This is a genomic window from Megasphaera sp. UBA4382 (assembly GCF_002391155.1).
Taxonomy (GTDB): domain Bacteria; phylum Bacillota; class Negativicutes; order Veillonellales; family Megasphaeraceae; genus Megasphaera; species Megasphaera hexanoica.
Window position 1 is genome coordinate 1 of the sequence record NZ_DGRS01000065.1, and the last position, 26081, is coordinate 26081.

Annotated in this window: 41 protein-coding genes, 1 tRNA gene, 2 pseudogenes and 1 riboswitch; of the genes and pseudogenes, 2 read left to right on the top strand and 42 right to left on the bottom strand. The window is 46.3% G+C overall.

From position 1 onward, the window contains the following. Window positions 1-415: hypothetical protein (locus B4H10_RS07875; RefSeq protein ID WP_292018600.1), on the top strand; the 415-nt coding region annotated here is incomplete at its 5' end. A gap of 69 nt (window positions 416-484) precedes the next feature. Here the strand turns inward: B4H10_RS07875 and B4H10_RS07880 are convergent. From B4H10_RS07880 to B4H10_RS07895, 4 genes are all read right to left on the bottom strand, one after another. Beyond that, window positions 485-1711 (bottom strand): CaiB/BaiF CoA transferase family protein, encoded by a 1227-nt coding sequence (locus B4H10_RS07880; protein ID WP_075581495.1) that lies wholly within the window; start codon window positions 1709-1711, stop codon window positions 485-487. 71 nt (window positions 1712-1782) lie between these two features. Further along, a complete protein-coding gene (locus tag B4H10_RS07885) occupies window positions 1783-4065 on the bottom strand; it encodes a xanthine dehydrogenase family protein molybdopterin-binding subunit (protein WP_113856256.1) in 2283 nt (760 codons plus the stop codon). After that, complete coding sequence (locus B4H10_RS07890) at window positions 4062-4529, bottom strand: (2Fe-2S)-binding protein (RefSeq protein WP_059076127.1); 468 nt, start codon at window positions 4527-4529, stop codon at window positions 4062-4064. Before B4H10_RS07890 ends, B4H10_RS07885 begins: the two co-directional genes overlap by 4 nt. Beyond that, window positions 4529-5314, bottom strand: coding sequence for an FAD binding domain-containing protein (locus B4H10_RS07895; protein WP_292018601.1), 786 nt, complete (start codon window positions 5312-5314; stop codon window positions 4529-4531). Before B4H10_RS07895 ends, B4H10_RS07890 begins: the two co-directional genes overlap by 1 nt. A gap of 142 nt (window positions 5315-5456) precedes the next feature. After that, window positions 5457-5573: riboswitch (FMN riboswitch) on the top strand. Window positions 5574-5689: 116 nt separating this feature from the next. Here B4H10_RS07895 and ribB point away from each other — a divergent pair. After that, window positions 5690-6295: pseudogene (gene ribB / locus B4H10_RS07900) on the top strand (3,4-dihydroxy-2-butanone-4-phosphate synthase); the annotation flags it as partial. Window positions 6296-6300: 5 nt separating this feature from the next. Here the strand turns inward: ribB and B4H10_RS07905 are convergent. The 38 genes and pseudogenes from B4H10_RS07905 to tuf all read right to left on the bottom strand — a co-directional run. Beyond that, complete coding sequence (locus B4H10_RS07905) at window positions 6301-6975, bottom strand: CpXC domain-containing protein (protein ID WP_292018603.1); 675 nt, start codon at window positions 6973-6975, stop codon at window positions 6301-6303. Window positions 6976-7138: 163 nt separating this feature from the next. Next, entirely contained in the window at window positions 7139-8857 is a 1719-nt protein-coding gene (locus tag B4H10_RS07910) for a hypothetical protein (protein ID WP_292018604.1), read from the bottom strand. 315 nt (window positions 8858-9172) lie between these two features. Next, window positions 9173-9263 (bottom strand) — tRNA-Ser (locus tag B4H10_RS07915). 138 nt (window positions 9264-9401) lie between these two features. After that, a complete protein-coding gene (locus B4H10_RS07920) occupies window positions 9402-9704 on the bottom strand; it encodes an MTH1187 family thiamine-binding protein (RefSeq protein WP_075581502.1) in 303 nt (100 codons plus the stop codon). An 81-nt stretch (window positions 9705-9785) separates the two neighbouring features. Then, window positions 9786-10289: an 8-oxo-dGTP diphosphatase gene (locus B4H10_RS07925; RefSeq protein ID WP_292018605.1), complete on the bottom strand. Its 504-nt coding sequence runs from the start codon at window positions 10287-10289 to the stop codon at window positions 9786-9788. Window positions 10290-10302: 13 nt separating this feature from the next. Further along, the gene (locus tag B4H10_RS07930) at window positions 10303-10749 is read right to left on the bottom strand and encodes a DUF3783 domain-containing protein (protein ID WP_257536545.1); all 447 of its coding nucleotides are present in this window, start codon (window positions 10747-10749) and stop codon (window positions 10303-10305) included. A 107-nt stretch (window positions 10750-10856) separates the two neighbouring features. Further along, entirely contained in the window at window positions 10857-11195 is a 339-nt protein-coding gene (rplQ, locus tag B4H10_RS07935; RefSeq protein WP_059076116.1) for a 50S ribosomal protein L17, read from the bottom strand. A gap of 17 nt (window positions 11196-11212) precedes the next feature. Further along, window positions 11213-12193, bottom strand: coding sequence for a DNA-directed RNA polymerase subunit alpha (locus B4H10_RS07940; protein ID WP_075581503.1), 981 nt, complete (start codon window positions 12191-12193; stop codon window positions 11213-11215). Window positions 12194-12247: 54 nt separating this feature from the next. Then, complete coding sequence (gene rpsK, locus B4H10_RS07945; protein ID WP_059076114.1) at window positions 12248-12640, bottom strand: 30S ribosomal protein S11; 393 nt, start codon at window positions 12638-12640, stop codon at window positions 12248-12250. A gap of 24 nt (window positions 12641-12664) precedes the next feature. After that, window positions 12665-13033, bottom strand: coding sequence for a 30S ribosomal protein S13 (gene rpsM, locus B4H10_RS07950; protein ID WP_059076113.1), 369 nt, complete (start codon window positions 13031-13033; stop codon window positions 12665-12667). Window positions 13034-13055: 22 nt separating this feature from the next. Then, the gene (gene rpmJ, locus B4H10_RS07955; RefSeq protein WP_007391661.1) at window positions 13056-13169 is read right to left on the bottom strand and encodes a 50S ribosomal protein L36; all 114 of its coding nucleotides are present in this window, start codon (window positions 13167-13169) and stop codon (window positions 13056-13058) included. A gap of 24 nt (window positions 13170-13193) precedes the next feature. After that, a complete protein-coding gene (infA, locus tag B4H10_RS07960; RefSeq protein ID WP_059076112.1) occupies window positions 13194-13412 on the bottom strand; it encodes a translation initiation factor IF-1 in 219 nt (72 codons plus the stop codon). Further along, window positions 13405-13695, bottom strand: a complete 291-nt coding sequence (locus B4H10_RS07965; protein WP_059076111.1) for a hypothetical protein — start codon at window positions 13693-13695, stop codon at window positions 13405-13407. Before B4H10_RS07965 ends, infA begins: the two co-directional genes overlap by 8 nt. After that, complete coding sequence (gene map / locus B4H10_RS07970) at window positions 13688-14443, bottom strand: type I methionyl aminopeptidase (RefSeq protein WP_059076110.1); 756 nt, start codon at window positions 14441-14443, stop codon at window positions 13688-13690. The genes B4H10_RS07965 and map overlap by 8 nt, the downstream gene beginning before the upstream one ends. A gap of 2 nt (window positions 14444-14445) precedes the next feature. Next, window positions 14446-15096: an adenylate kinase gene (locus B4H10_RS07975; protein ID WP_059076109.1), complete on the bottom strand. Its 651-nt coding sequence runs from the start codon at window positions 15094-15096 to the stop codon at window positions 14446-14448. 13 nt (window positions 15097-15109) lie between these two features. Beyond that, window positions 15110-16372: a preprotein translocase subunit SecY gene (gene secY, locus B4H10_RS07980; protein WP_059076108.1), complete on the bottom strand. Its 1263-nt coding sequence runs from the start codon at window positions 16370-16372 to the stop codon at window positions 15110-15112. Between the two features lie 12 nt (window positions 16373-16384). Beyond that, entirely contained in the window at window positions 16385-16849 is a 465-nt protein-coding gene (gene rplO / locus B4H10_RS07985; RefSeq protein ID WP_059076107.1) for a 50S ribosomal protein L15, read from the bottom strand. A 21-nt stretch (window positions 16850-16870) separates the two neighbouring features. After that, window positions 16871-17050 carry a 50S ribosomal protein L30 gene (rpmD, locus tag B4H10_RS07990; RefSeq protein WP_059076106.1) on the bottom strand — a complete coding sequence of 60 codons (180 nt, stop codon included), beginning with the start codon at window positions 17048-17050 and terminating at the stop codon, window positions 16871-16873. A gap of 17 nt (window positions 17051-17067) precedes the next feature. Next, on the bottom strand, window positions 17068-17568 hold the full coding sequence (rpsE, locus tag B4H10_RS07995) for a 30S ribosomal protein S5 (protein ID WP_059076105.1): 501 nt from the start codon (window positions 17566-17568) through the stop codon (window positions 17068-17070). A gap of 18 nt (window positions 17569-17586) precedes the next feature. Continuing rightward, window positions 17587-17949, bottom strand: coding sequence for a 50S ribosomal protein L18 (gene rplR, locus B4H10_RS08000; protein ID WP_059076104.1), 363 nt, complete (start codon window positions 17947-17949; stop codon window positions 17587-17589). A gap of 34 nt (window positions 17950-17983) precedes the next feature. Beyond that, a complete protein-coding gene (rplF, locus tag B4H10_RS08005; RefSeq protein WP_059076103.1) occupies window positions 17984-18526 on the bottom strand; it encodes a 50S ribosomal protein L6 in 543 nt (180 codons plus the stop codon). Window positions 18527-18546: 20 nt separating this feature from the next. After that, window positions 18547-18939 (bottom strand): 30S ribosomal protein S8, encoded by a 393-nt coding sequence (gene rpsH, locus B4H10_RS08010; protein WP_059076102.1) that lies wholly within the window; start codon window positions 18937-18939, stop codon window positions 18547-18549. Window positions 18940-18967: 28 nt separating this feature from the next. Continuing rightward, window positions 18968-19237 carry a 30S ribosomal protein S14 gene (gene rpsN, locus B4H10_RS08015; protein WP_059076101.1) on the bottom strand — a complete coding sequence of 90 codons (270 nt, stop codon included), beginning with the start codon at window positions 19235-19237 and terminating at the stop codon, window positions 18968-18970. A gap of 18 nt (window positions 19238-19255) precedes the next feature. After that, a complete protein-coding gene (gene rplE, locus B4H10_RS08020) occupies window positions 19256-19795 on the bottom strand; it encodes a 50S ribosomal protein L5 (protein ID WP_059076100.1) in 540 nt (179 codons plus the stop codon). Between the two features lie 29 nt (window positions 19796-19824). Beyond that, the gene (gene rplX, locus B4H10_RS08025) at window positions 19825-20133 is read right to left on the bottom strand and encodes a 50S ribosomal protein L24 (RefSeq protein WP_172793335.1); all 309 of its coding nucleotides are present in this window, start codon (window positions 20131-20133) and stop codon (window positions 19825-19827) included. A gap of 25 nt (window positions 20134-20158) precedes the next feature. Next, window positions 20159-20527, bottom strand: a complete 369-nt coding sequence (gene rplN, locus B4H10_RS08030) for a 50S ribosomal protein L14 (protein ID WP_059076098.1) — start codon at window positions 20525-20527, stop codon at window positions 20159-20161. 25 nt (window positions 20528-20552) lie between these two features. Next, the gene (gene rpsQ / locus B4H10_RS08035) at window positions 20553-20807 is read right to left on the bottom strand and encodes a 30S ribosomal protein S17 (protein WP_059076097.1); all 255 of its coding nucleotides are present in this window, start codon (window positions 20805-20807) and stop codon (window positions 20553-20555) included. A gap of 41 nt (window positions 20808-20848) precedes the next feature. Next, window positions 20849-21049: a 50S ribosomal protein L29 gene (gene rpmC / locus B4H10_RS08040; protein WP_014015743.1), complete on the bottom strand. Its 201-nt coding sequence runs from the start codon at window positions 21047-21049 to the stop codon at window positions 20849-20851. A 1-nt stretch (window position 21050) separates the two neighbouring features. Beyond that, entirely contained in the window at window positions 21051-21476 is a 426-nt protein-coding gene (gene rplP, locus B4H10_RS08045; protein ID WP_059076096.1) for a 50S ribosomal protein L16, read from the bottom strand. After that, the gene (gene rpsC, locus B4H10_RS08050; RefSeq protein ID WP_059076095.1) at window positions 21476-22147 is read right to left on the bottom strand and encodes a 30S ribosomal protein S3; all 672 of its coding nucleotides are present in this window, start codon (window positions 22145-22147) and stop codon (window positions 21476-21478) included. The genes rplP and rpsC overlap by 1 nt, the downstream gene beginning before the upstream one ends. Window positions 22148-22160: 13 nt before the next feature. Continuing rightward, window positions 22161-22496 (bottom strand): 50S ribosomal protein L22, encoded by a 336-nt coding sequence (rplV, locus tag B4H10_RS08055; protein WP_059076094.1) that lies wholly within the window; start codon window positions 22494-22496, stop codon window positions 22161-22163. Between the two features lie 14 nt (window positions 22497-22510). Then, the gene (gene rpsS, locus B4H10_RS08060; protein ID WP_059076093.1) at window positions 22511-22786 is read right to left on the bottom strand and encodes a 30S ribosomal protein S19; all 276 of its coding nucleotides are present in this window, start codon (window positions 22784-22786) and stop codon (window positions 22511-22513) included. A gap of 22 nt (window positions 22787-22808) precedes the next feature. After that, window positions 22809-23636 carry a 50S ribosomal protein L2 gene (gene rplB, locus B4H10_RS08065; RefSeq protein WP_059076092.1) on the bottom strand — a complete coding sequence of 276 codons (828 nt, stop codon included), beginning with the start codon at window positions 23634-23636 and terminating at the stop codon, window positions 22809-22811. 31 nt (window positions 23637-23667) lie between these two features. Continuing rightward, window positions 23668-23949 (bottom strand): 50S ribosomal protein L23, encoded by a 282-nt coding sequence (rplW, locus tag B4H10_RS08070; protein WP_292018606.1) that lies wholly within the window; start codon window positions 23947-23949, stop codon window positions 23668-23670. Further along, on the bottom strand, window positions 23949-24572 hold the full coding sequence (gene rplD / locus B4H10_RS08075) for a 50S ribosomal protein L4 (protein WP_059076090.1): 624 nt from the start codon (window positions 24570-24572) through the stop codon (window positions 23949-23951). Before rplD ends, rplW begins: the two co-directional genes overlap by 1 nt. 32 nt (window positions 24573-24604) lie before the next feature. Further along, entirely contained in the window at window positions 24605-25243 is a 639-nt protein-coding gene (gene rplC, locus B4H10_RS08080; RefSeq protein ID WP_059076089.1) for a 50S ribosomal protein L3, read from the bottom strand. Between the two features lie 14 nt (window positions 25244-25257). Continuing rightward, on the bottom strand, window positions 25258-25569 hold the full coding sequence (gene rpsJ, locus B4H10_RS08085; RefSeq protein ID WP_059076088.1) for a 30S ribosomal protein S10: 312 nt from the start codon (window positions 25567-25569) through the stop codon (window positions 25258-25260). Between the two features lie 309 nt (window positions 25570-25878). Continuing rightward, window positions 25879-26081 (bottom strand): annotated as a pseudogene (gene tuf, locus B4H10_RS08090) (elongation factor Tu); the annotation flags it as partial.

Here is a 26081-nt window from a genome sequence, read left to right on the forward strand (position 1 = left end):
TTCGCTCATGTTTGCGCGTCGCCTTACGGCTCCTTCAAACATGGCTCTCTACTTATCTGGCGTTCATTCGTATGTTGCATTGTTCAGTTTTCAAAGGTCATCTGCCAGCCGCATGATTGAGATGAAGGAAGTTCATCGCTCATCGCGGCGACTCATATATCTTAACAAACTCGCAGGAGTTTGTCAAGCACTTTTTTTGAAATACTTTGTCTGTCTTTTGTGCGAGGACATCCTATTTTTCTGTCCTCTATCATCTGACAGCCATTGTATTTTACCACCTGTTACCACATCTGTCAAGCTGTATTTTTCAATTCAAAATGACTTTATAGCAAAAAGCACGCAAAACATCCCTCTTCACAAAAGGATTCTTTTTTGTTTTCTTTCCGCACGCTCGTATCAGCTGGTTCTTTTATAATACCATTGAATTCAATAAAAGTCAACAAAATATGTATGGATTATACAGAAATCTCATCAATAAAGAAATTCATGTCTCTGCATGGTCCCTTACAATGCCACGGGCAATATATTCTTCAATTTCTTCATCCGTATACTCATATTCCCGTAAAATTTCCCGGCTATGTTCTCCCAGAAGCGGTGCTGGAGACGCCGGACGCCTTGCTTCCTCAAAAGTGATTGGTGTATTAGGCAATACGGCAGACCGCCCATTATTAAAATGCCGTTCGTACAAATTCCCATTAGCCCAGGCTTGCTGATTTTCCGTAATATCCCGGAAGTGCCCAACATTATCATAAACGATATCTGCAGCCGTCAACACCGGGCCCCAGTCCGCTCTTTTTTTCTTCAAGAACGCTCGTTGCACTAAATCTATAAATTCACCAGCATGACATTGTACAGCAGCAAACGTATTAAACCGTTCATCATCGATCAGCGTATCCAGATCAAGGATATGACATAATGCCGGATAGTACCGTTCATAATCCATGATACATAATTCCAGCCATTCACCATCGGCACATTCGTAGGGAATACACACAGGACTCGGCTGTTCATTCCGTTTTCTCGGATAGACGTTGCCATATGCCTTTTGCGCAGCGACGGCAGGAAAGCCCGTAAGCCAGGAAGCAGTTCCTAATAAAGAAATCTCTACTTTATCCCCTTTACCGGTCCGCGCTTGTTTGTATAATGCAGCGCATAGTCCGCCCGCCATAATCGATCCTGTCGTCATGTCGCCAACAGCATGAAACGGAGTGAGAGGCGCCATTCCCGGCTGGCCATAATCCTGCATAAGTCCGCTCCGGGCCCAAAAAGCCGCAATGTCAAAGCCCGGCCTTTCCGCTTCCGGTCCCTTGTTACCGTACCCGCTCAGATGCCCCCAGATAAGGCGTGGATATGTCTGATGCAATACTTTCCAGGTAAGAGACATAGCACGCAGAGCGGTCATCCTGTAATTCGTCATAAAGACATCGGCATCTGCCAGTAGACGATGCAGAATTTCCATCCCTTTTTCTGTACGAAGATTCAGGGATATACTCCGCTTATTACTATTATTAACATCCCAGCAGGGATTTTCATCTTCTGTACAGGGAACCTGGGCTATTTCTCCGTATCGCCGCCATGAATCCCCCTTAAAAGATTCTACTTTTATGACATTGGCTCCCCAGTCAGCCAGTATCCGCGCCGCAGCCGGTACGGCTGCATAGGTCGATAAATCAACTATTTTTACGCCCGTCAATGGTAATTGTTCATCCATACAAATTATGTCTCCCGTAAAATCCGGGCAGTCCGCTGCCTGATACAACGACTGCCCAGTATATACTATCATTATTTTTTATCTTTTAAGCCAAGGTATACTTTTTCTGCTGTAATGGGCAACTCAGTAAAACGTATTCCCGTTGCCTGATAAACGGCCTCTGCAATAGCCGGAGCCGGCGTATTTATGACAATTTCGCCAATAGACTTGGCCCCAAAAGGACCATTCGGTTCGTAACTAGGTGCAAATTCTACGCGTATTTTGCCTATATCCATACGGCTCGGGATTCTATATTGCATAAACGAATTATTCTGGATTCTTCCCAGAGAATCAAATTGAACGTTTTCCATCAACGTCATGCCAATTCCCTGCACAAGACCACCTTCTGTTTGTACCCTGGCCAATGCCGGATTAATGACGGTCCCGCAGTCGACAACAGCCGCATAATCTACTAAATCAATATGACCGGTTTCCAGATCGACATCGACAACTGCTGCAGCTGCCATGTAAGGCGGTGGAGAGGTAGGGGAATAATGGGTTTCCGTAGCTTCCAAGGCAATATCATTCGTAATCATGGCTGCATTCCCCAGATCCTGCCGTGTTACCCTCCGGCCACTGGCAGGATCTGTTACCGCATCACCAGTAAATTCCAGATTCGAAGGATCGTCGCAATCCAGCATGAGTGCCGCTTTTTCTTTTATCTTTTGGATCAGTGACCGACAGGTTTTTACGACAGCCATCCCCGTCAGATACGTCGTCGAAGATGCATAGGAACCACTGTCGTATGGCGAAGTATCCGTATCGACACCACGGGTTACAATCTCATCGACAGAGCAATTGAGACATTCCGCAGCTATCTGCGCCAATATGGTATCGCATCCTGTCCCCATATCAGTCGCTCCAATGGATAAGGTATAAAATCCATCGTCATTCACTTTTATTGTCGCCGAAGCCACGTCCACATTGGAAATACTAGACCCCTGCATAGCCAGTGCCAGACCGGCCGCGCGGATTTTGCCATCGGGAAGCACATGCCGCGGATATACATGCTCCCAACCGATCATAGCCTGAACCCGTTTCAGGCATTCTCCCAGATTGCAGCTCAGTGCTGTTTCGTTGAAATATGCCGGCATCCTTTCACCTTGCTGTACGATATTTTGAAGCCGCAGTGCTCCCGGATCCATGTGTAGTCTGTCTGCCAATTCATTCACAGCCGATTCCAGTGCAAAAATCCCCTGGGTAGCACCATACCCCCTGTATGCTCCGGCAGCAATCGTGTTGGTATACACGGCGGTGTACCGGAACCGGAATGCAGAGAAACGATTGTATAAAGGAATCGATTTATGTCCCGACAACGTGACCGTCGTCGGGCTGTGGTCACCATACGCACCACCGTTCCAGAGCGATTCCACAGAAATCACCTGGATAATACCATCCCGGGAAGCCCCCAAACGCACGTGAACATCTGCTTCATGCCGGGGAGAGGAAACCGTCATGGCCTCTTCCCGCGTATAGGCCATATACGCCCGTTTTCCCGTACGCATAGTAATCAGAGCAGGATAACATTCCATGACAACCGTCTGCTTGGCACCAAAGCCTCCTCCGATACGTGGCTTAACTACACGGATTTTCGATTTGGGAATTTCCAGGGCTGTCGCGACAATGCGTCGTACATGAAAGGGAACCTGCGTCGAACTGACAATGACCAGACGGCCAAATTCATCCAAATACGTATACGCCCGGAATGTTTCCATCATAGACTGCTGTACTTGTTTTGTATGATAGATCCGGTCAATCACAACATCCGATTTCTGGAATGCCGTATCGACATCGCCCCAGTCTTCTTCCGCCTGGGCAATAATATTTCGTCTGTTATCACCACCGACCGGTACACGTGGGTTCCAGTCATCTTCCGGATGAACCACAATAGGATTATCCACGGCCTGCCGGAAGTCGAGAAGAGGCTCCTGTATGTCATATTCCACCTTTATCATGCGCATAGCCTTATCCACACATGCCGCATCACGCCCGGCTACAAGAGCCACTGGGTCTCCAACATATCGTATCTGTCTATCCAGTATAAGCCGGTCATACGGACTGAGTTCCGGATAGGTCTGGCCGGCAATAGTAAACCGCGTCTTAGGGACATCCTCTGCTGTCAGGATGCATTCAATGCCCGGAACGGTCAGGGCAGCTTTCGTGTCAACATGACGTACGATGGCTCTGGCATGAGGGCTGCGCAGAGCTTTGACGATTAGACAGCCTTCCGGTGCTAAATCTTCCGTATAAGCCGGTTTTCCTGTCATCAGTTGCAGGGCATCTTTTTTCATAACCACCCGGTTGATTTCTCTCATAACCGCATCCCCTTTCCTTTTTCTGTCAGATACCGTTTCAATGCCCTCATATGACTGACATATCCCGTACATCGGCAGAGATTGCCTGCTAGGTATTCTTTGATTTCTTCTTCTCCAGGATTATCTAATTCTCTTGCCATAGCCAGCACATTCATGACAAAACCGGGATTACAAAATCCACACTGATCGCTGCCTTCTTGTCCCATATACCGGGCAAATTCCTGTGCTTCATCCTGCAGTCCTTCCAGTGTCATAACATGCTTTCCGTCAATGCGGGCGGCCAGCACGGCACAGGACAGTACCGGTTTTTCCTCCAGCCATACCGTACATAATCCGCATGCTGTCGTTTCACAACCGCATTTGACGCTATAACATCCCTTTTTACGCAATAATTCATACAGCATCTGTCCTGGTAAAATTTCATCACTTTCCATCTTTCCATTAAGCCAGTACTGAATTCTCATTAGTCTCCCTCCCCTGCCGTCTGTAATAACAACCGCCTGCACAGAACCATCGCCATATCATGCCGGTATATGCGGCTGGCCCGCATATTATCTTCAAAAGATAAAGAATCCGCCACTTCACGGGCCGCCCGTTCCGCTTCATCCCCGGTCATTCCCGTACCTGCCGGAAGACATCGTACCTGTGCTCTCATCGGTCGTGCTCCCACACTACAGGAGACGCTATCTGCTGTGCGGGATACGGCACAGGCCAGGACAGGAAAATCGGTCGCGTTCAGCCGCAGCGAAGCATAGGCCGTCCGCCGTTTCTTTTTAGGGAGATATATGCCTTTTAAAATATCCGTATCTGCCGTCTTTTCCGCAAAAAGAGACAGGGGTATTCGTCCGCCTTTATATAAATCGGCTTCTGCATCCAAAGCCAGAAAGAGTGTCAATACATCAGAAAAGCCAAACCGGCCCCAGATGCTCCCTCCTACCGTCGCCATATTGCGAAATTGTGTACCCACAATATGACGCAATGCTTCCTTCATAGCCCCCTGGGTATACGTTTCCAGTGATTCAGAAATTTCCAGTTGGCGCAATGGCACCATAGCTCCAATATAAAATGCTTCTTCTGTTTCGCGTATTTCATCCAGTCCCAAATCCATCAAATCAATTGCCGTTGCCACCCTGCGGCGGGGAGACATGCGCAGCCAGCAACCGCCACCCAGGATAACCGCTGACCGTTTCTGATTTAACTGCCAGGCTTCCTCCAGGCTTTTTGCTTTAACATAATGAGCTATATTCATACCGTTCCTCCTGTTCAGCGCATGCAGATTCTATATCTGCCTGACCGTTTTTGTCTATTTTGATTTTCATAATGATACCTTTTTGATTCTTTAAATTTCTCCTGCTACATAGTTGCAATGCGTAAAATTAATGGTATAATAAAAATGTCTTCAGGGCAGGGTGCAATTCCCGACCGGCGGTATAGTCCGCTAGCGCTTTGGCGCATGATTTGGTGCAATTCCAAAACCGACCGTATAGTCTGGATGGAAGAAGGCAATCTCAGGCTGCGTCCGCAGTCTGTCTGATGCTGTGCCTGTATGCCCTGACCGTCCTGGTCAGGGTTATTTTTTTGCTGAAGACAATTCCCAATACCCTTATATACGGAGGCATGCATTATGACAATGAAACGAACGTACAACACTATCGATGAAGCACTGGATGCTTTGCGCCAGGGCCGGATTATCATCGCCACAGATGATCCGGACAGAGAAAATGAAGGTGACTTTATCTGCGCCGCCCAGTACTGCACAACAGAAAATATGAATTTCATGGCGACTCATGGAAAAGGTCTCATCTGCCTTCCCATCAGTTCGGCCTTTGCAGAAAAACTCGATCTGCCGCCTATGGTAGCCCGGAATACGGACAACCATGAAACAGCCTTTACCGTCTCCATAGACCACGTAGAAACAACAACAGGTATTTCCGCAGTAGAACGGGCTTATACGGCGCGTATGCTGACAGAAGACGCTTCCCGTCCGTCAGACTTCCGTCGTCCCGGGCATATGTTTCCCCTCGTCGCCAAAGAAGGCGGTCTTTTCACCCGCGGCGGACATACAGAAGCCACGGTAGATCTCATGCGTCTCGCTGGCCTGAAAGAAGCCGGATTATGCTGTGAAATCATGGCCGAAGACGGAACCATGATGCGTACACCTCAGTTATGGCACCTGGCAGATATGTATCATCTGCCCTTCATTACATTGAAAGATATCAAAGACTACATGGCCCGTCAGGCAAATAAATCCTGATGGTCCTTTACAAAGGAAACTGCCCATTGGGGTGTGATTTCCAGCATGTCATCCGGCGGCAGCGCCTCTCCCAGATCACGCTCCAGTGCCTGATACGTTTGGTGCATGGAATCATTAAACGGAAGCATGCCTGATTTCTGCTGGCTCTGGTCAGCAAAATGAAAGGCATCGCCCGATTCACTGTGAGTAAATTCAATCAGGCTGGCATGAATCGGGCTGGCCTGTGCTGCCAGAAAAGATTGAATCATTACTTTCATGATTTCTATTACTCTGTCATCGTATCCGGCGTCAAAAATGGCAAGTTTTTCCAGTAACTGCGCCCGCTGGCGGATAAGGCGATAGCGGAATGGCTTCATGAATTCATATTCCGGCTTCTGCAGTGACTGATGCATATTTGTCACATCTCCTCCGCCGGGAGCATAATAAATGACCAGGCGCAGATTGCTCTGAATATAAAGGAAATCATAATCGAGATATGTTTCATGTCCGCACTTCGGACACTGAAACCGAAAGAGAGATAAATCCCGTACTTTATCCCGAAGTCCGGGATTTTTGTCTATCTGTATGCGGTCCCATATTTTAAACCGGCTTTTCTTGCCACAGGCAGGACATTCCAGATTGCGGTTATAATGATCCGCATGTTTCACAGTTTCCATGATGAAGGCTCCTATTGATAAAAATATAAGTTTAGTTCCATTATAGGCCAGAGCTTTTTCCTTGTCTATGAATAAGTGAATAATCCGATATACAAAACAAAAAAGAGTTGTAACAAAATGAGCAAAAACTCATTTCATTACAACTCTCCTTACGTCAATGCAATCAGTCTTTCTGGCGGACTAATTTGCTCTGATTAAACGTATCCACCATTTCAAAATGATCGGCATCGCTAAATTTCAATGTTTCTACACCAAAATCATTTTTCCCCTTCATATCCAAAATCATACTTCCCTTACCTGTTTCCGGGTCAATCTTTACATTCGACAATTCATACGAATAGGACGAGTTCATACCATTAGGACGTATAATTTCCATCGTTCCCTTTTTGACAACCCACGTATAGCCACCTTTGACCGGTTCCTTCCATGTTCCCAGGAACATATCTTTAGGGTCGGCTTTAATCGCCTGTCCATCTGCATCCAGATAGGTGACCTTAGGCTGATTATTGTTATTTTCAGAATATTCAAACTGACGACCATAGTACTTAGTAGTCCCATACAATTTCAAATAGGTCGGGTTGCCCGATTTATCAAAATATTTAGCTTCTGTTCTATTACGCTGGCTGTCATATTTGTATTTCACAGCAGCAATATCTGTCTTTGTTGACATACCACCATTACTCAGGACTTTTTCATCTATGTTCAGAGCTTCCCCATTTTTAAAGTAGCTTATCTGGCTGATGTTACTGTTTTCATCATAGTCCATCTTTAATTCATCAGGCCCTTTAGTATTACTTATAACAAGGGGCAGGCTTTGTCCATCAGCGCCGATAAACTTCAAATCGATAATACGATCCGCGTCATCATAGGTCATATCCAGTTCGGCAACGCCCTTGGCACCATCCTTAACAGGAGCAGCCTGTCCATCTATACCCAGGAACTGGATTTTGACCGGACCGGCATGTTTGTCATCATATGTATATTTTGTTTCTGCCCCAGCTTCTATCAGACCATCTTTCATCTGTTGCAATTTGTCATTAAGCGAAGTGGGACCAAGAAAAACAAACAGGCTCTTCTGAGCACTGCCATCGAGATCACCGGCTTCATTGTACAACTTACGGCTGATGACACGGCCTTTTTTATCATAGGAAAAAGCAATACGGGCGTATTTGTTTTTATTGTTCTTCACTACACCGTTATTATCCCGGATTTCTATGGAGTCCAATACATCCGTTTTTTCTTTGTCATACACAAATCCTAGTATGCTGGCACCCAGATATCCATTAACCACTTTTCCATCCTTATTCATATAGGTAATGGTATCAATATTCCCTTTTTTATCGTAAGCAATCTTCGCCTGCGCTACGCTTCCTAGAGAATTATTATCGCCTTCAGAATTATAATAATATTTCTTTTCTGCTTTTCCTTTATTTTCTCCATCTTTTGCTATCTGATAACGGACAGAAGCTTCACCGTGGTTCCCTACACCCGCCTTGCCGGTCACACGTTCATACTTTTCTTTAATGTAACCATCCTGGCTGTAGTCAAGCTGAATCCGTGCTGCCGTAACAGCCGTCATGTTACCAACGGTAGATTTCCAATGTATATCGATGGGAGCATTACCAGCTTTAGCCGTAACACTTACGATTTTATCTTTTGTCGCATCATCCTTGCCCATTTCGACATAGTAAAAAATGCCGCCTTTCTTAGCTTTTGAGTCGTCAACCCGGTCTTTGATAACAAATTCGCCGTTCGGCTTGATTGCAACGTTTTTGTAATAGCCAGTAGATACCTTATCGCTTCCCGTTCCACAACCAGCCAGCATAAGGGAACATAATCCGGCAAGTATAAGTCCAAAAATTTTGATACGCTTACTAATCAACTCTCATCATCCTTTCTGTTTTTAAATGCCATTCTTTTTAATTCGACATGCTATATACCGCATCTCCCCCCGTCCCATGCGAATGCCAGTACATTCTATCGTAGACCGCCCTTTCCGAAAGGACATTTCCATAACAAAAAGAATATGGCACGCAGTATTTCTCAGAATTCACCATTCAGAGCTCATTCTTGTTTTATTATAATACAATAACACAAAAATGTCACAATTATTTAGATACAAATCATGTAATACGATGTCGGGCGCAAAAAAAAGAACACCCGGGAAAACTTCCCAGGTGCTCTCTGTCCAGTAATCTGGCGGAGTGAGAGAGATTCGAACTCTCGCAGGCCTTACGACCTCTAACGATTTAGCAAACCGTCCTCTTCAGCCTCTTGAGTATCACTCCATATGCAACTGACTAGATTAGTATACACGTTTTTGTATTATCTGTCAAGGGCATTATCTGGCAGGAACAGGCGGTAATCGTAAATAAAATCGTCCCGTGCCTGCCAGGATACGGCCCATGAGAATGGCAAATTCCTGCCTATTTCCCTTCTATGGCCTTATTCAGCCGGTCTATCTTCCCATCCATCATATTCGTATATCCGGGACGGATATCTGCTTTCAGAACGACCGACGTACGAATTCCTTTATCGGTAAAATACTGAGTCGACTTTTTGACGACAGCCATGACGTCATCCCATTCTCCTTCAATTTCTGTGAACATAGAGTACGTGTGGCACTTTAAACCCGAATTACGGATGATTTTGACAACTTCAGCCACATAAGGTGCATATTCGTCACCAGTACCACTGGGAGCAATGCAGACAGCAACGAGTGTATTCATGGTAAAACCCCTCCTCATAAAATAATGATTATATCTTCATTATAAACGATTCGGCACACTTGTCCAGTCTGTCTACAGTGCTTAAAACGTGTCGGGAACAGTTTGTTCAAGGAGGCCCGGTGTATCAGAAAAATCAGTATGGGCTATGCTGTCATTGTCATCACCAAATACAATAGTACCGGAAATTATCCTGCCTGAAAGAATCATGGGAATCCAGATTCCATCGGCCTTCCACATTTCATCATAGGGAAGAGATGAGGCAGAAAACCAGCACGGTTCCATTTCATCAGAAGCCGTTACGGTGCCTTTCCAGTCATGAAGAAAGTAGACATAGCCGATGTGGTTATATGCAGAATCGGCAGGAAAGCGAAAATCTAGATAGGCCACCAGTTGCAATGCTGCCTCGTCTACTATCAGATGACATTCTTCATAAAGCTCCCGTACAGCACAAGCCCGGAAGGTTTCTCCCCTTTCTATTTTTCCTCCAAACCCATTCCATTTAGAAACGCCAAACCCTCTTTTTTTCCGTCCCAGGAGAATCTGTCCCTGGGCATTGACAGGGAAACATAAGGTAGTAGGCCGCATGGTATGTGCCCCCTTATTTTCCCTTCTTCTTCATATTCTTGAAATATTCGTGTTCTTTATTTAATTCCTGCAAAATAGTATTGATTGTCCAGGAAATATTTGTTGGCGTAACCATTGCTTTTAAAGGAATATTCTTCAATCTGCCACGGCGGATAGCATCGAGAAGAAGATTGACTGTCTGATTTGAAAATCCGCAGAGAACAATGGCTTCTTTGGTTACAGGGGGCAATTCACCGTCTTCTTCCGGCGTATGTTCCACGGTCTGTTCCTCTGCATCGCCTTTCATAGCAGCAATTTCAGCTACTTCTTCCTCCGTCAGGCCAAGGACCTTGCCTACCGTATCATCCTTTTCTTCTTCTGTAACGGCTTTTACCTGGGATTTAGTCAGCAGCCCCAGAAGTTTGAGTTGCTTTAACCGTTCCGGTGTAAAATTTACAGCCAATATCATTTTAAATGCCATCTTATTCTCTCCTTTCCTACTTCCACTTATTAAAAAAGCCGCTGTGGAACAAACCACAGCGGCTTTGCATCTCATTACGTGTCCCGTCAGAAACTATCCTGTCGAGATCAGACTAATTCGATGATAACGATCGGAGCTGCATCACCCTGGCGCGGGCCCTTTTTAATGATGCGGGTATAGCCGCCCTGACGATCTTTATATTTCGGTGCAATTTCATCAAACAGCTTTTTAACTACATCTTCGTCCATCAAATAAGCGAGTACCTGGCGGCGTGCATGAAGGTCACCCCGTTTGGCAAGGGTAAGCATTTTTTCAGCCATCTTGCGGAGTTCTTTAGCCTTTGCTTCCGTGGTTTCAATGCGTTCATGCTGGAACAAAGAGGTAACAATGCTGCGCAATAATGCTTTACGTGCAGAGCTGTCGCGTCCTAACTTTCTATAAGCCATCGTTCATCCTCCTAAAACTATTCTTCGTCATTCGATTTTAAATCGTAACCTTCTTTTCGCAACTTTTCGATGATTTCATCGACAGATTTCTTACCCAGGTTACGAATCTTGGCAAGGTCGTCTTCTGTCCGTTCTGTCAAATCAGCCAGTGTATAAATATTGGCCCGTTTGAGGCAGTTAGAAGCGCGTACGGAAAGGTCGAGAACATCAATTTTAACTTTATCCAGTTCAGGACCATCGTCTACTGGCACTTCTTCCTTTCCATCACCAGTAAAATCAGCCTTAGCTTCATTTACTTTTTCATCGGTAGCGATATCCTGGAAATAATTCAGGTAGCTGATCATAATGGATGCAGCCTTAGCTACGGCATTTTCTGCCGTGATACTGCCATCCGTCGTTACTTCAAGCGTCAATGAATCATAATCCATTTCATTGCCGACCCGGACATTGCCGACTTCGTAATTTGTACGAACAACAGGAGAAAAGATGGAATCAATAGGAATGACTCCGATCATATCTGTATCCTTTTTGTTTTTCGTAGACGGTACGTACCCTTTACCACGTTCAATATGGCACTGCATATGGATATGGGCATCCGTATCGAGAGTAGCAATATGAAGTTCCGGGTTCAAAATTTCTACGTCTGTAATTACGTTAAGATCGTTTGCGGTAAATTCGCATTCACCATTAACATCTATGGTGATATCGGCTTCATCAACTTCATCGTTGGTGAACTTCATGCAAACCTGCTTCAAATTCAGGATGATGTCCGTTACATCTTCCCGGACACCGGGAATGGTCGAAAATTCATGCAACACGCCATCAATCTTGATAGACGTAATTGCAACACCATCCAAAGAGGCAAGAAGAATGCGCCGCAAACTATTACCCAATGTGATTCCGTAACCTCTGTCAAGAGGTTTGCATACGAATTTTCCGTATTTGCCGTCATCGCTTTTTTCTGCGATTTCAATCTTAAACTTGCTATCATCTATCATTAGGAAAATCCTCCTATATCAGAATCAAAACAACTTGGTCAAAAGCGCAGACGATTATACGCGTCTACGTTTAGGCGGACGGCAGCCATTATGAGGAATTGGTGTTACATCTTTGATAGAGTTGACTTCCAGACCTGCAGCCTGCAGGGCACGGATAGCAGCTTCACGACCGGAACCAGGTCCCTTAACGAATACTTCAACAGAGCGGAGGCCGTGTTCCATAGCAGCCTTGGCAGCTGTTTCGGCAGCCATCTGAGCGGCAAACGGAGTACTTTTACGGGAACCACGGAAGCCCATTTCACCGGCGCTGGCCCAGCTGAGTGCATTACCCTTGGGATCGCTGATGGTAACAATCGTATTATTGAAAGTAGAACGGATATGAGCTGCACCCGATTCTACATGTTTCTTTTCTTTTTTCTTATTGCTTCTTACGTTATTCTTAGCCAAAATCGTTTCCCTCCTTACTTAAAATTATTTTTTCTTGCCTGCAATTGCCTTGCGCGGGCCTTTACGTGTGCGGGCATTTGTCTTCGTACGCTGACCACGGACGGGCAGACCTGCACGATGACGTTTGCCACGATAGGAATTGACTTCAATCAGTCGTTTTACGTTCAGAGCCGTTTCGCGGCGAAGGTCACCTTCTACTTTATAATCAGAACCGATGACTTCACGGATTTTCTGAACTTCATCTTCTGTCAAATCGCGAACGCGGGTATCAGGATTGATACCGGTTTTGGCGAGAATTTCCTGAGAAGAAGAAAGGCCGATACCAAAAATATATGTTAAACCAATTTCAACACGTTTGTCACGTGGTAAATCTACACCGGCTATACGTGCCATCTATTCATTCACCTCCTGAATATTAACCTTGTTTCTGTTTATGTTTCGGATTTTCGCAAATAACCATAACACGGCCTTTGCGTTTGATGATTTTGCATTTTTCGCAAATTTTCTTAACCGACGGTTTTACTTTCATAATTAACCTCCTGCGTAATCAAGCCTATTTGAAGCGATACGTAATACGACCACGATTCAGGTCATATGGTGTCAATTCAAGCGTGACCCGGTCACCTGGCAGGATACGGATGAAGTTCATCCGCATTTTACCGGAAACATGGGCCAGCACGATGTGATCATTTTCCAACTTAACCTTGAACATGGCATTTGGCAGTGCTTCTACTACAACGCCTTCCACTTCAATGACATCTTGCTTAGACATGTGTTACCTCCCTGATAGATTCAACCCTGGCCCGTTTCAGGACGGACCGTATCCATTCATTGCTGATTCGTACGGAACCAGCGTCCATGCCGGATACGCTCGTTCCTAAAACCTGAAGATGCCGGCAATTCTTTTTCTTCGGCTTCTCCACTTTATACTTACGACCGTCAGCGACCCATACGTAGGGAGCAGTAAGACTGCCCGTGACTACATACACAGCGCCCTTATCTTTTCCGGCAAGGCTGCAAACAACCATGCCAGTAGAAATCAGTGGCTTATCCATGTGACGGAAGTGTTAGAATATCGGGGCCGTTTTCCGTGATTGCTACGGTATGTTCGAAATGAGCAGCCGGTTTACTGTCACGGGTGACAACAGTCCAGCCATTCTTAAGCTGGTGCGTCTTTTCGGTACCCATACAGATCATCGGTTCAATAGCCAGAACCATGCCGGGTTCAAGCAATTCGCCATGGCCGGCCAGGCCATAATTTGGCACTTCCGGATCTTCATGCATATCCGAGCCGATTCCATGTCCGACATAGTCCCGGACGACACCATATCCAAACGATTCTGCATAAGCCTGAACGGCATGACCAATATCACCGAGGTGGTTGCCCGCAACGGCTTGTTCAATACCTTTATACAGGCATTCATTCGTCACCTTCAAGAGTTGAAGTGTTTTCGGGTCCACATGGCCAATAGGTAATGTAACCGTCGAATCACCATGATACCCGTTTTTGTTTACTACCAAATCAATACTGATTATGTCACCATCTTTAAGCTTGCGGTGGCCGGGAATCCCATGAACGACTTCTTCGTTCACACTAGCACAGATGGTGGCCGGGAATCCATAATAGCCTTTGCAGCTCGGGAAGGCCCCCTGACTGCGAATGTATTCTTCACAGCGCTGGTCAAGTTCACCCGTAGTCACACCCGGTTTTGCCAGTTCTCGCATTAATTCAAGCGCATCGGCGGTAATCCGGCCTGCTTCACGAATATACTCAATTTCCCTTTTCGATTTTAATATAATCATTCTTATTTACTCTTTTCAAGGCTTGCTACAATATCGCGGAATACATCTTCCATACTCTGTTTACCATCGACTTCGATGTAGAGATTGGAATTCTTATAATAATCGATGAGCGGTTTCGTCTGGGCAGCATATACGCTAAGGCGTTTCTTAACGGTTTCAACTTTGTCATCATCACGCTGATACAACTCGCCGCCGCATTTATCGCAAACATTCTTCACTTTGGAAGGCTTGAACACAATGTGATAGGTTGCACCACATTTACGGCAGATCTGACGCCCCGTCGTCCGTTTGATGAGTTCTTCATCGGGAACGGCAATATTGATGACACCATCCAGTTTAATTCCCAAATCACGAAGGATGGCATCCAAGGACACGGCCTGACTGGTCGTACGGGGGAATCCGTCAAGAATAAAGCCTTTTTTGCAGTCGTCTTTTGCAAGACGTTCTTTTACGATGCCGACAGTGACGGCATCGGGAACGAGCTGCCCGTTATCCATGTATTTCTTTGCTTCCAAGCCGAGAGGAGTCTGTTCCTTGACAGCTGCACGGAACATATCGCCCGTGGAGATCTGAGGAATACCGTACTTGTCAATCAGGCGTTCGGCCTGTGTGCCTTTGCCGGCCCCGGGAGGGCCCATTAACAGAATATACATTCAAACTACCTCCTTATTTCATGAATCCCTGGTACTGTCTGTTGAGAACTAAGGATTCAGCCTGCTTCATCGTATCGATAGCAACACCGACGACGATAAGAAGTGCCGTACCACCGAAGTATACCCCCTGGATACCCGTCACCCAGCCGATGAAGTTGGGCAGGATAGCTACAAAAGCCAGGAAGAACGCACCGGCGAGAGTAATTCTCGTCATAATGCGGTCAATATACAGTGCCGTCGGCTGACCAGGACGGATGCCCGGAATAAAGCCGCCGTATTTCTGCATGTTTTCTGTCAGCTGGGGAATATTCAGCGTGATGGCAGTGTAGAAATATGTGAAGAACATGATGAGCAGTGCGTACATGATGGTGTTCGTCAGTGTACCCCAGGCGAAGAAGCTGGCAATCCACTGCACCGTGTCGTTCTGCACAAACTGGGCAATCGTAATAGGGAACATCAATACAGAAGAAGCAAAGATGATCGGAATAACGCCTGCCTGGTTTACTTTCAAAGGAATGTGTGTCGTGTGACCGCCATACATCTTGCGGCCGACAACACGTTTGGCGTACTGGACAGATACGCGGCGCTGCCCCTGCGTCACTTCGATGACGACAACGATCATCAAAAGTGCAATAATGGCAAAGAGAAGGGCCTGGAAAATATTGATTGTACCAGCCTGTACGTACTTGTAAATCGTCATAACGCCATCAGGGAACCGGGCAACGATACCGGCAAAGATGATAAGAGAAATCCCATTGCCAATACCACCGGCTGTAATCTGATCGCCAAGCCACATGAGGAAGCACGTGCCGGCAGTCAGGATGATGGAAACCATGAGAACCATGGCCCAGCTGTTATCCACCAGTGCGTTGTTGACCTTGAGGGCATAACTCATGGCAAAAGCCTGGATGAAACCGAGGATAACCGTGCCCCAGCGTGTTACTTTCTGGATTTTATCACGGCCATCCTGATTGTCCTTGGCCCATTGCTCAAAGGTCGGCACCACAGAGGTTAGGAGCTGCATAATGATAGATGCATTGATGTACGGCGTAATGCTCATGGCCAATACGGAAAACTTACTCAAAGCGCCACCGGAGAATAAATCGAGGAGCCCGAACAAGTTACCACTGGAAAACAGGTTTTCAATGACTGAAGCATCGACACCAGGAACAGGGATGTGCACACCAAGGCGGAAAATGATGAACATGATCAGGGTAAAAACTGCGCGCTTCCGGAATTCGGGAACATTCAGTACATTTTGGATGTTTTCTAACACCACAAATCACCCCTACTGTTCTGCTACCGGTTCTTCTCCCGGTACAACTGCCTTGCCGCCAGCTGCTTCTATCTTAGCCTTAGCAGATTTTGTAAAGCCCTGAGCTACGACAGTGAGCTTCTTTTCCAATTCGCCATTGCCAAGAATGCGGATACCATCACGTACGTTTTTGACGATACCAGCTTCTACGAGAGCAACCGGATCTACAGTCGCACCATCTTCAAAACGGTTGAGTGTAGAAACGTTTACTTCTGCATATTCTTTAGCCCAGATATTTTTGAATCCCCGTTTCGGGAGCAGACGATAGAGCGGCATCTGGCCACCTTCGAAGCCCGGACGCGTACCGCCGCCACTACGGGAGTTCTGACCTTTATTACCTCTGCCGGCTGTCGTTCCGTTACCGGAACCAGTACCGCGGCCTACGCGGAAATGTTTTTTCTTAGAGCCGGGAACAATTTTCATTTCATGAAGTTTCAATGAAGCGCACCTCCTTTTATATTAGATTTCTTCTACTTTAACTAAGTGTTCAACTTTATGAAGCATACCTTTAATCTGAGGAGTAGCTTCTTTGATGACACTGGAATTCGTCTTGTGGAGACCCAGGGCGACCACCGTTGCGCGCTGATCGGCAGGACGGCTGGCAACGCTCTTTACAAGGGTAACTTTTACTTGAGACATTACGTATATCCTCCTTATCAGCCGTAAATTTCTTCTACTGTTTTGCCGCGGAGTTCAGCAACTTTGCTGACGTCTTTCAGCTGGGAAAGACCAGTGAGCGTAGCCTGAACCATGTTGTTCGGGTTGGAAGAACCCAGGGATTTCGTCAGAATGTTGCGTACGCCAGCCAGTTCCAATACGGAACGGACCGGGCCGCCGGCAATAACGCCAGTACCTTCAGCAGCCGGTTTCAAAAGGACTTTGCCAGCACCAAAGATACCGGTAATCTGGTGAGGAATAGAACCGTTTTTCAAAGGAACGGAGATGATATGTTTTTTAGCGTCTTCAACACCTTTGCGGATAGCTTCCGGAACTTCGCCAGCTTTACCTAAGCCTGCGCCAACACGGCCATTGCCGTCACCGACAACAACGAGGGCACTGAAGGAAAAACGACGGCCGCCTTTTACTACCTTGGCAACACGGTTGATGAAAACGACATTTTCCTGTAATTCGAGACCTGCATGGTCAACTTTTGCCATGTGTTATTTCCTCCTTGACTAGAATTTCAAGCCAGCTTCACGAGCTGCTGCAGCCAGTGCTGCTACACGGCCATGATAAATATAACCGCCACGGTCAAATACTACTGTCGTGATGCCTTTTTCAATAGCCCGTTCAGCAACGAGTTTGCCAACCAGTTTAGCTGCTTCAGCATTGCCGCCTTTGACATCCTGAGCCTTGATTTCCTTGTCCAGCGTGCTGGCGGAAACCAGGGTAACACCGTTGACATCATCAATGACCTGTGCATAAATATTGGAAAGGCTGCGGAAAACGTTCAAACGCGGACGTTCTGCCGTGCCGTTGATGTTCTTACGTAAGCGCCAATGACGTTTTACGCGAATCGCATTCTTACTCTTTTTCAAGGAATTCACTCCTTTCTATATGTAAATGACGTTATTATTTCTTCGTACCAGCTTTACCAGCCTTGCGACGGACATGTTCACCGACATAGCGGATACCTTTTCCTTTATACGGTTCAGGCAGACGGTAGCCACGGATTTTCGCAGCAAACTCGCCGACATGTTCATTGTTGACGCCAGAGATTACGATCTGAGTAGCACTCGGGCATTCAACCGTAATACCTTCCGGAGCATCGAGTTCGAGGGGATGGGAGAAGCCGAGAGTCAGGGCAAGTTTCTTGCCTTTCATCTGTGCTCTGTAACCAACACCAACGATTTCCAGTTCCTTTTTAAAGCCTTCCGTTACGCCTTTTACCATATTGGCAATGAGAGCACGGGTAAGGCCGTGCAGGGCACGGTTATTTTTTTCGTCATTCGGACGTTCGACAGTAATAACATTGTCTTGTACTGTTACTTTCATATCCGGGTGAAGCGTACGGGTAAGTTCGCCTTTCGGGCCTTTAACGGTAATCACCTGGCCATCGAGGGTTGCTGTTACGCCTGCCGGGATATCAATAGGCATTCTACCTACTCGGGACATATTGACACCTCCAAAACGATTTACCAGACGTAAGCGATAACTTCGCCGCCCAGACCAAGTTTACGAGCTTTTTTATCAGTCATAACACCCTGGGACGTGGAAATTACTGCGATTCCCAAACCACCGAGAACGCGCGGTAATTCTTCTTTGCTAGCATAAACGCGCAGGCCCGGTTTAGAAATTCTCTTGATGCCGGTAATTACTTTTTCTTTATTAGAACCGTATTTCAAAGTTACTTTCAGTGTCTTGCCTTCGTCAACGGTTTCATAGTTCTTTACGAAGCCTTCTTCTTTCAGGATGTTCAGCACTGCGGCCTTCATCGTGGAAGCGGGCATTTCAACTTTTTCGTGATATGCCGAATTGGCATTACGGATTCTGGTGAGCATATCCGCAATCGGATCGGACATTACCATAATCTAAAACCTCCCTCCATATAATGAGTTACCAGCTGGCTTTTTTAACGCCAGGAATCTGACCTTTATAAGCCAGGTCACGGAATGTGATACGGCTGATGCCGAATTTACGCATATAACCGTGAGGACGGCCGGTTACCTTGCAACGGTTATGCAGACGAACCGGAGAAGCATTGGCAGGTAACTGGGAAAGTGCTTCATAGTCGCCTTTTGCTTTGAGTTCTGCACGGAGCTTAGCGTATTTGGCAACCATTTTTTCACGTTTTTTTTCACGTTCAAGCATAGATTTCTTTGCCATGTATGTTATCCTCCTCTATTACTTTTCAAAGGGCATGCCCATCAGTTTCAACATGTACCGGCTTTCTTCGTCCGTTTCAGCTGTTGTAACGATGGTAATGTCCATACCGCGGGCTTTATCGACTTTATCATATTCGATTTCCGGGAAAATGAGCTGTTCTTTCAGTCCCAGTGTATAGTTGCCACGGCCATCAAAACCCGTTGCACTTACGCCATGGAAGTCACGGACGCGGGGCAGCGTCAGGTTCATCAGTTTGTCGAGGAATTCATACATCCGTTCGCCGCGAAGTGTAACTTTGCAGCCAAGGTTCATGCCTTCACGGATTTTAAAAGCTGCGATAGATTTCTTGGCCTTCGTAATCAACGGTTTCTGGCCAGAAATGATTGTCATATCGTTTACAGCAGCATCCAAAGCTTTGGAGTTGGTAACGGCTTCACCAACAGCCATGTTGATGACGACCTTTGTCACCTTTGGAATCTGCATTACGTTTTTGTAATTGTATTTTTCCTGTAACCCTTTCACTACATCCGAAAGGTAAAAATCTTTTAATCTGGACACTCTCAAGGCCCTCCCTTCTCTACATTAAGTTAGATAGCTTTGCCGCTCTTAACAGCCGTGCGTACTTTCGTACCGTCAGCCTGCTGTACCATTTTTACACGAGTCGGCTTGCCGCTTTCAGGATCTACGAGCATTACGTTGGAAACATGCAGAGCAGCTTCTTTTTCGATAATGCCGCCTTGAGGATTGTTCTGTGTCGGTTTTGTGTGACGTTTTACTTTATTAAGGCCTTCAACGACTACACGGTCCTTTTTCGGATAGCAGGCGATGACTTTGCCCTTCTTGCCTTTTTCTTTACCGGCGATGACGATGACGCTGTCACCGGTTTTGATATGCATTTTACCCATCGAGAACACCTCCTCCTTATAATACTTCCGGAGCCAGGGAGATGATCTTCATGAAATCCTTTTCACGCAGTTCTCTGGCAACGGGCCCAAAAATACGAGTGCCTTTCGGGCTCTTATCATTATTGATTACGACGGCTGCATTTTCATCGAAACGGATGTAGGAACCATCAGCACGGCGCAATCCTTTTTTAGAACGAACGATAACAGCTTTTACAACGTCGCCTTTCTTGACAACGCCGCCGGGTGTTGCATCTTTAACAGTACAGGTGATAATATCACCGATGTTACCATATTTTCTGTACGAACCACCCATGACCTGGATGCAGAGTACTTTTTTCGCACCCGTGTTATCGGCAACATTCAACACAGTTTCTTGCTGAATCATGGCTTGACCTCCTAATTAATCGATCTTACTTCGCTTTTTCAACGATAGTGACTACTCGCCAATGTTTCTGCTTGGACAGGGGGCGGGTTTCTTCGATGCGTACGATATCACCGACGCCGCATTCGTTATTTTCGTCATGAGCTTTGAACTTTACAGTGCTGACGAGCGGCTTTTTGTAGAGTTCATGCTGTTCTTTATATTCTACAGCAACGACAACGGTCTTATCCATTTTGTTGCTGACTACTTTGCCTACGCGGATTTTGCGTTCATTTCTTTCCATCTGAGCTGTGACCTCCTTTTAGATTTTCAATCCTGTGTGACTTACGCCTGTGCTTTCAATTCTGCTTCGCGCTGTACCGTTTTGATGCGAGCGATAGTTTTCTTTACTTCACGGATGCGCATGGGATTTTCTAATTGGCCGGTCGCATGTTGAAAACGGAGGTTAAACAATTCTTCTTTCAGGCTAACCACCTTTTCATCCATTTCGGCAGCGCTAAGAGCACGGATTTCTTTAACCTTCATTTTATTCACCACCTAATTCCTGACCTTTAACGACAAATTTAGTTTTAATCGGCAGCTTATGACCGGCAAGACGCATAGCTTCACGAGCGACTTCTTCATTAACGCCACCCATTTCAAAGAGTACACGGCCCGGTTTTACAACTGCTACCCAGTATTCCGGAGACCCCTTACCAGAACCCATACGTGTTTCAGCCGGTTTTGCTGTGATAGGTTTGTCCGGGAAAATTTTAATCCATACCTTACCGCCACGTTTGATGTAACGGGTCATAGCAATACGAGAAGCTTCGATCTGACGGTTGGTAATCCAGGCAGGTTCCAAAGCTACAAGACCGAAATCGCCATGAGCTACTTTATTGCCACGCTGAGCCTTACCTTTTAAACGGCCGCGGAACTGTTTACGATGTTTGACACGTTTTGGAATTAACATCAGGCTTCACTCCCTTCACGTTTTTTCTGCGGAGCTTTTTTAACTTCCGGCAGGATTTCTCCTTTGTAGATCCAGCATTTTACGCCGATGCAGCCATAGGTTGTATGTGCTGCTGCAAAGCCATAGTCGATATCTGCGCGAAGTGTATGCAGAGGAATAGAACCATCGCGGACACTTTCGCTACGGGCGATTTCAGCACCGCCAAGACGACCGGAGCACATGATTTTGATACCTTTGGCACCCATACGCATCGTACGGCCTACGCACTGCTTCATAGCACGGCGGAAACCAATACGGCGTTCGAGCTGGCTGGCAACGTTTTCAGCAACGAGAGTTGCATCCATTTCAGCCTGTTTGATTTCAGCAATGTTGACATCAACGTTTTTATCGGTAAAAGCTTTCAGAGCTTTTTTAATATCTTCAATACCAGCGCCGCCACGGCCGATGACCATGCCCGGTTTGGCAGTATGAATGATTAATTTGATGCGTTTGGCAGAACGTTCGATTTCAATACGAGAAACGCCTGCAATAAATAACTGTTTCTTTAAGAAATCACGGATTTTAACGTCTTCGTTCAGAAGTGCAGCATAATCTTTTTCAGCATACCATTTAGCATCCCAAGGTTTTGAAACACCGACGCGAAATCCATGGGCGTTAACTTTTTGACCCACTACGTTTCCCTCCTTAAGCTCTTTCTTTTACTACAACAGTCACATGACTGGAATGTTTCAGGATCTTGAAAGCCTGTCCACGGCTGCGGGGATGAATACGTTTCATCGTGGAGTCCTGGTCAACGAAGATTTCAGAAACATACAAAGAATCTGCGTTCATATCATTATTGTGTTCCGCATTGGCAACAGCCGAACGAAGAACCTTTTCTACAACCCGGGAACCTACTTTCGGAGTAAATTTAAGGATTGCGAAAGCTTCGCTCACGTTTTTGCCCCGTACGAGGTCAGCTACGATTCTGATCTTACGGGGGGCAATGCGGATATGTTTAGCAATTGCTCTTGCTTCCATGGTTAGTACCTCCCTTAGCCTGTTACTTTTTCAGATTTAGCATGACCTTTGAATGTACGTGTCGGAGCGAATTCGCCCAGTTTATGGCCAACCATATCTTCAGTGATATAAACAGGAACGTGTTTGCGGCCGTCGTGAACAGCAATCGTATGGCCTACAAAGCTAGGCAGAATAGTAGATGCACGAGACCAGGTTTTAACTACTTTTTTTTCATTGGCTTCGTTCATAGCGTCAATCTTTTTTACGAGATGGGCAGCAACGAATGGGCCTTTTTTTACGGATCTGGACACTTATATATCTCCTTTCCTGGACCTATTTACGTCTCTTCACAATAAACTTATTGGAAGCCTTCTTTGCTTCACGGGTCTTCACGCCGTATGCAGGTTTACCCCAAGGAGTAACCGGACGTTTACGACCAACAGGAGACTTACCTTCACCACCACCATGAGGATGATCGCACGGATTCATGACAACACCACGGTTGCCCGGGCGGATACCCATCCAGCGGGAACGGCCGGCTTTACCGATTGTAAGGTTTTCATAATCCGGGTTGCTCACGATACCGACAGTAGCACGGCAGTTTACATGAACCTGGCGTAATTCACCAGAAGGAAGACGGAGCAGTGCATAGTTTCCTTCTTTAGCGATAATCTGTGCGGACGAACCAGCAGAACGGACCATCTGGCCGCCTTTGCCGATTTTCAGTTCGACGTTATGTACGAGAGTACCGAGAGGAATCTTGCCGAGAGGCAGTGCATTCCCAGTTTTAATATCCGATTCCGGACCAGAAACGACGACGTCGCCGACTTTCAAGCCATTCGGAGCGAGGATATATTTCTTTTCGCCATCTGCATAGAACAGAAGAGCGATATTTGCAGAGCGGTTCGGATCATATTCGATCGTCGCTACTTTAGCGGGGATATTGTCTTTGATACGTTTGAAATCGATCAAACGATAACGGCGTTTATGACCGCCGCCCTGATGGCGGACTGTCATTCTGCCCTGGTTATTACGACCGCCCTTGCTCGTTACTTTGACCAGCAAGGATTTTTCCGGTTTGGACGCTGTGATTTCATCGAATGTCGAGACAGTCATGAAACGGCGGCCGGCGGAATACGGTTTAAAAGATTTAATGGCCATTTTGGTGCCTCCTCCTTTATGTCAATATTGCTTACGCTTCAAAGAATTCGATTGTTTCGCCTTCCTGAAGGGTTACGATGGCTTTTTTGTAATCCGGGCGTTTACCAATATATTTGCCCATGCGTTTCATTTTGCCTATCGTGCGCAGTGTCGTAACGTTTTTAACTTTGACGTTGAAAACTTTTTCTACGGCCTTGCGGATTTCAATCTTATTGGCATGGAGCGGTACCTTAAATGTATATTTGCCATCAGACATCATCATTGTCGTTTTTTCAGTGATGACCGGTTTTAATAAGAGATCATGCATATCCATTATCCGAGCACCTCCTCAATCTTAGCTACAGCGCTCTTCGTTACGAACAGCTTCGTGTAGTGGAGCAGGTCGAAAATGTTGATGCCCGTCGTGGAAACGGCTTTTACACCTTCGATGTTGCGTGCGCAGCGTGTTACGACTTCGTCATTATCCGTGACGAAGAGGACTTTTTCGCCCGTAAATTTGAAGTTATTAATAATCTGTGCTACTTCTTTGGTCTTGGCAGCAGCCAGATTAATTTCATCGAGTACATACAATTCATTTGTATTTACTTTATCGCTTAATGCGGATTTTACAGCCAGACGACGTGCTTTGCGGGGCATCTTCTGTTCATAAGAACGCGGATGGGGACCCCAAACCGTACCGCCGCCAACCCATAACGGACTGCGGGTGCTGCCTACACGGGCCCGGCCGGTTCCTTTTTGTTTCCATGGTTTTCTGCCGCCACCGCGTACGAGACCGCGTGTTTTGGTAGCATGTGTGCCCTGACGTTCATTGGCGAGCTGACGAAGTACAGCCTGTCTCATGACAGCTTCGTTCACTTCAACGCCAAATACGCTATCGTTCAATTCGATTTCACCGGTCTGTGCGCCGGTAATATTATACGTGCTTACTTTTGGCATTCTATTTTATCCTCCTTCCTGTATGACAACTATTAGCGGGGTTTTACAGTGTCACGAATCATGACAAGGCTGCCTTTGGCACCCGGGATACCACCTTTAATCAGAATCAGGTTCTTATCCATATCGACTTTAACGACAGAGAGACGAAGAACTGTAGCCTGATTGCCACCATATTGTCCAGGAAGTTTTTTACCTTTGACGACTTTACCGCCGCCACCACTGGTCATAGGTCCGAGGGAACCCGGTTCGCGGTGAGATTTGGAGCCGTGACCCATAGGTCCGCGGTGGAAACCGTGACGTTCAATCGTACCAGCGAAACCTTTACCCTTGCTGGTGCCAATTACATCGACGAGATCGCCGCTTGCGAAAATATCAGCTGCCAGAGTTTGGCCTACCGTATATTCCGGCGTATCATCGAGACGTAATTCGCGAAGATACTTAACAGGTTTAACGCCTGCTTTGTCGAACTGACCCTTTACAGGTTTTGTCAGATGTTTTTCTTTGATGTCGCCATAGCCGATCTGAATGGAGTTGTATCCGTCGGTATCAACTGTCTTTACACGGACAACTACGTTCGGGGACGCTTCAACGACTGTAACAGGGACTACTGCGCCTTCTTCAGTGAAGATCTGAGTCATTCCCAGTTTTTTACCCAAAATAGCTTTAGACATAATCGCACCTCCTCCTATAATTTAATTTCAATGTCTACGCCAGCCGGAAGATCGAGTCTCATAAGTGCATCAACGGTTTTGTTCGATGCTTCGAGAATATCGATCAAGCGTTTGTGCGTACGCAGTTCGAACTGTTCACGAGAATCCTTGTTAACATGTGGGGAACGCAGAATCGTGAAGATGTTCTTTTCCGTCGGCAGCGGAATCGGGCCGGATACCATTGCACCTGTCCGTTTCGCCGTATCGACGATTTTCGCCGCGCTCTGATCCAGGATCTTGTGATCATACGCTTTGAGGCGAATTCTGATTCTTTCCTGTTTTGCCATTACGTAATTCCTCCTAACGTCCATTTCGTCGAATAGACTGCTCCATAGGAGTTTCCCCGCTTAACGGGCAACATCCTATTTCATTGTTTTCGACGCGTCGCAACATAGATAGACAGAGATACCCTGTTGTCGCGTACTTACTTATTATACTACAATTCGGACAGCGATGCAAGGATTTTTCTTGCGTTTTAGCCCTGTTTTATGCGCTTTCTGACCGATTTTGCATGGATGCTATTTTTTTTATTCATAAAAAAACATCTGCAGCAAATGCTGCAGATGTTTTTTTCGTTTCTTCCTATTATAAGGTTATTAGCCTTCGATTTCGGAAACAACGCCGGCGCCTACTGTACGGCCGCCTTCACGGATAGCGAAACGCAGGCCTGCTTCAATAGCGATCGGAGTGATCAGTTCAACGTCCATTTTGACGTTATCGCCAGGCATGCACATTTCCGTGCCTTCCGGCAGCTGGATTACGCCCGTTACGTCCGTTGTACGGAAGTAGAACTGCGGAC